The following is a 3,841-nucleotide window of genomic DNA, read 5'->3' on the forward strand; positions in this document are numbered from 1 at the left end:
CCGGGTTCCGGCGGCGCTTACAATCTATTAGTGATCACGGCATCCTTGTAACGCGGGACGCGCTCAAGATACCGATCTTTAGTGAGGGCTCCTAATCTGCCTCTCACCTCGGGCGCATAAGCTATCTCGTCCAAGACCGCCGTGGGTCCGATCTCGGCATAGCGCCCGCGCACCGTGCTTTCCGCGATAGAGATTGATAGTAGCTCCGCCCACATTGAATGGCAGGAATCACCCCAGACTGCCTTCAAATCGCGCAAATGTTCAGAATCAGCCATCGGAATCCCCCATTGGAAAAGTCGGAGCTACCCTGATCACCAAAGCCCCAGAGCGACCATCTTATTGCGGGGAGGCGTGGTCAATGTCGGCGGGTGGCGAAAGGTCATGTTACTTGCGCCTGCGCATCTCTTCCTCGTCGGATAGAGTCGACGGCTCTTTCCTTCAACCGCACGTCAATTTATCCTCCGGGCGAGATGAGATGTCAGGGGCGAGGAATTTAGTGGCTACTGCGCGACGTAACACCACAGCGGGACCGCAGCTATCCGGCTATGTCTTTCAGCTGGAGCGAGCGCTCTATCATCTTGCCACAGCTGACGACGGCACGACCATTGCCGTCGAATTTCCGGACGACGTAGCCGTCTTGCGGGAGGGCAAGCTAGCCCTTGTCGAGCAGGACAAGAACACCATCACGCCCGGCCGCGACATGCTGCGCAATCGCAGCAAGGCATTGTGGCGTACGTTCCAGATCTGGCTCGGACTTCACGAGGGTCCCGATTCCGCGACCTGTTGTCGATATCTGATTGTCACGAACACGGCCTCGACCGACACGATCGCCACCGCGCTGAAGCGTCGCCAGGCCGGCGAAATCTCTGCCGCCGAGTCGGTCGCGATCCTCCGATCGGACAGCGGCCACAATAGCAAATCGCAGATACAGGCGACCATTGACGATGTACTCGGCCGGTCGGATGCGGTTCTTGCCGCGCTGATTGCCAAGATCGAGATCGTCGAAAGCAGCTCGTTGCTCGACAGCCGAAAAGTCCTCGCCAACGCCTTGGCGATCGATCCCGGGGTAGACGCCGAAACCGTGCTCAACAGCCTGCTCGGCTGGTCAACCAATCTTCTGCGCACCTTGTGGCAGGAAGGAATGATCGGTCTGATTGACCGTCGCGCCTTCGTCGCGCAATGCCGCCTAGTTGAGCGCTCGCTCATTCGGCAGCGCCTCCTGCCGCGACCGGCACGCGACGTCGTTCCCGATGATCAGGACCGCGCCAAGGTCAAAGCACGACCGTTCGTCGATCATCTTGGCCGCATCAACAGCGCCGAAGACGTCGTGCTCGAGGCGATCGATCATTTCCTTCAATTCAACATCGAGAAGCATCGGCTGACGACGCAGGGCGAGATTCCCGATCGCGAGTGGCTGGATCGCGGGGACAGGCTGACGACTCGATGGCGCGGCGTGATCCGCCAGGTAACGCTCGACTTGCCGGCAGAGACCGATCTGGTTCGCGGGCAGCACATTCTTGCTAGGTCGACCACTGGCTACCACGAACAGCTCGGCGGCCAGGACTGTAGCGAGCTTTACATGACGGCGGGTCACTATCATCGCCTCGCCGACGAGAACACGGTCTGGTGGGACCCAACCTTCAAGACCGGGAAATAGCCGGTGCTGCAGGACCATGAAGAGCGCATCCTGCGCAATTCCGGACTAGGGGCGGCCGCCTGCTGGCATTTCGCGGCGCAATTTGGCGAGCATGCGAAAGGCTCGCCGCCGTTGCTACCACATTTCTATGTCGCCATGGCGATCCTTCATCACCGAGCGTCGGTCGAAAAGCTGTACCGGATGCAGTTCGACAGCGGCATCGCCAAGGCGGTGGCCGAACAGCCCGATATCGTTGCCGGACTGCAGCAAAGGCTGGAGGCCCGGGCGGGCAACACGCTGGCGGCGCTTCAGGTCGCGACATCGTCCGGCCTCCTTCAACGCGAAGGCGGACCCGGGTTCCCCAGCTTTCGCGCCCTTGGTGGATCACTTCCCCCGGCAATCCGTCACGCCGAGGGCGGCACGTCCCAAATCTACGCGGCCGCGCGGCGGCTCGGCGCCTTCTTCGCAACGGAGCCGCTCGCGGCTTTGTCCCGGCAATTGATGATTGAGTTCTGAGCCATGAAGCTTCACATCAAACGACTCATCATCTGGCCGGAGAATACCGAGCTGGAGCCTCGCGTTGTTCAGTTCGAGCTCGACAAGGTCAGTGTCATCACCGGCTGGAGCGGCACCGGCAAGTCGTCGATCATTAGCATCATCGACTATGTGTTCGGCTCTAAATCCTGCCATATCCCTGTAGGCGAGATCCGGGACCTCGCGTCTTGGTATGGTCTCGAGATCGAAACCGACGCGGGGCCGATGCGGGTCGCGCGGCGCAAGCCCGACGGGCGATCGGTATCGCGGGACATGTGGGTTCAACGCGGCGAGGATGCGCTCGGCGATTTGCCACATCAGCCATGGATCAGTGGCACCGTCGACAGTTTCAAGCAAATGATGGACACACTGAGCGGGCTGTCGGACCTGCGACTGTCTCCCCAACTAGACAAGTCTTGGAACGAGCGCGCTTCGTTTCGCGACATGGCCAGCTTCAATTTCCTTCCGCAGCACATCGTGGCCAATCCGAACACGCTGTTCTTCAAGGCGGACTCGCACAGCCACCGCGAGAAGCTGCGCAACATTCTCCCGCTCGCGATGGGGATCATCACCAATGCCGATCTTGCGCGCATGCACGAGCTCAGTCTGTTGCGCGAAGAGTTGCGCAAGCTTGAGGGTGAGCTCAAGCTGCGCCGCAACGGCTTGGATGCGTGGCGCGCCGATGCCACGGGCGCGTTTTTTCGGGCGCAGGAACTCAGCCTCATACCGGCGGGTGATCCGCCCCAAGGTCTTCAGGAATTGATTGCGGTTCTTCGTGCCGTGGTGGACGCCAACGGGCGAACGGTAAAGGCGCCCGGCCGCGTCTCGGCGGCGGTGCAGCGTCTGGAAGCACTCAAGACGCAAGACCAGGAGCTGGACCGACGGATCGCGGACGGAAAGCGCCGGCTCAAAAGACTGAAGGCGCTCCGCCGGTCGGTTGGCGACTTCGAGGATGTGCTCGAGGAACAGCGCGCAGCCGTACACGGATTTGGCTGGTTTCAGGCTCATCTCGGGCAAGAGCAGTGCGCGCTGTGCGGCTCGGACACAGATGCTGCCAAGCGTGAGCTGGCGTTGTTGCAGGAGCCGATCGGCGAGCTCGAAGACCTCGGCGTCGGCACGGCATCAGCGGCGCCGATGGTTGATAGCGACATCGCACAGATACAGAAAACGCTCCTCGACGACGAACGGCAGTTGCTGGTGGTAAGGAGAACCCGCCTCGAGCTCGAGCGGGCAGCCGACAAAGAACGGGATGCTAATCAAAGTCTGGAGGCCGTGTTCAAATTTATCGGGAGCACGGAGCAGGCACTGCGCATTCTTGCCGACGTCGAAGGCGACAATGGTTTGGCGGCGCGGGCGGCCGAGCTGGCCAAACGCATTGCTGAACTCGATGGTCAGTTCGATCTGGCCGCTCGCCTTGTTCGCGAATCCGAGGTCGCCAAGCGTGTAACAGCCTATATCAAGCGCTTCATCGACTATCTCGGCATCGAAGGCGCGGAAGGTACCCCGGTCCTTGACGAGAAGGAGCTCAGCCTCCGCTTCAATCGCGCACCCGGCGTGAAGCCGGACTTTCTGTGGGAGATCGGCAGCGGAGAGAACTGGATGGGCTATCATCTGGCGACCTTGCTAGCGCTGCACAGTGTTTTTCTCCGCCTGTCAACACCGGGATAAAAA

Annotated in this window: 3 protein-coding genes; all 3 read left to right on the forward strand. The window is 60.8% G+C overall.

The window, feature by feature from the left end:
• The first annotated feature begins 388 nt into the window (after positions 1–388).
• Genes H926_RS0109745 through H926_RS26640 form a run of 3 tightly spaced genes read left to right on the forward strand, consistent with a single transcriptional unit; the run spans position 389 to position 3,838 of the window.
• The gene (locus H926_RS0109745; RefSeq protein WP_148291699.1) at positions 389–1,657 is read left to right on the forward strand and encodes an ABC-three component system protein; all 1,269 of its coding nucleotides are present in this window, start codon (positions 389–391) and stop codon (positions 1,655–1,657) included.
• 3 nt (positions 1,658–1,660) lie between these two features.
• The gene (locus H926_RS0109750) at positions 1,661–2,152 is read left to right on the forward strand and encodes a three component ABC system middle component (RefSeq protein WP_148291700.1); all 492 of its coding nucleotides are present in this window, start codon (positions 1,661–1,663) and stop codon (positions 2,150–2,152) included.
• A gap of 3 nt (positions 2,153–2,155) precedes the next feature.
• Positions 2,156–3,838: a DUF3732 domain-containing protein gene (locus tag H926_RS26640; RefSeq protein WP_022676130.1), complete on the forward strand. Its 1,683-nt coding sequence runs from the start codon at positions 2,156–2,158 to the stop codon at positions 3,836–3,838.
• The last annotated feature ends 3 nt before the right edge of the window (positions 3,839–3,841 follow it).

The sequence above is a fragment of the Novosphingobium sp. B-7 genome, from assembly GCF_000410615.1.
Classification (GTDB): Bacteria; Pseudomonadota; Alphaproteobacteria; order Sphingomonadales; family Sphingomonadaceae; genus Novosphingobium; species Novosphingobium capsulatum.

What these genes read in the sequence shown, in the direction of transcription:
- H926_RS26640 (WP_022676130.1), top strand. Translation starts at nt 2,156, where the DNA reads ATGAAGCTTCACATCAAACGACTCATCATCTGGCCGGAGAATACCGAG.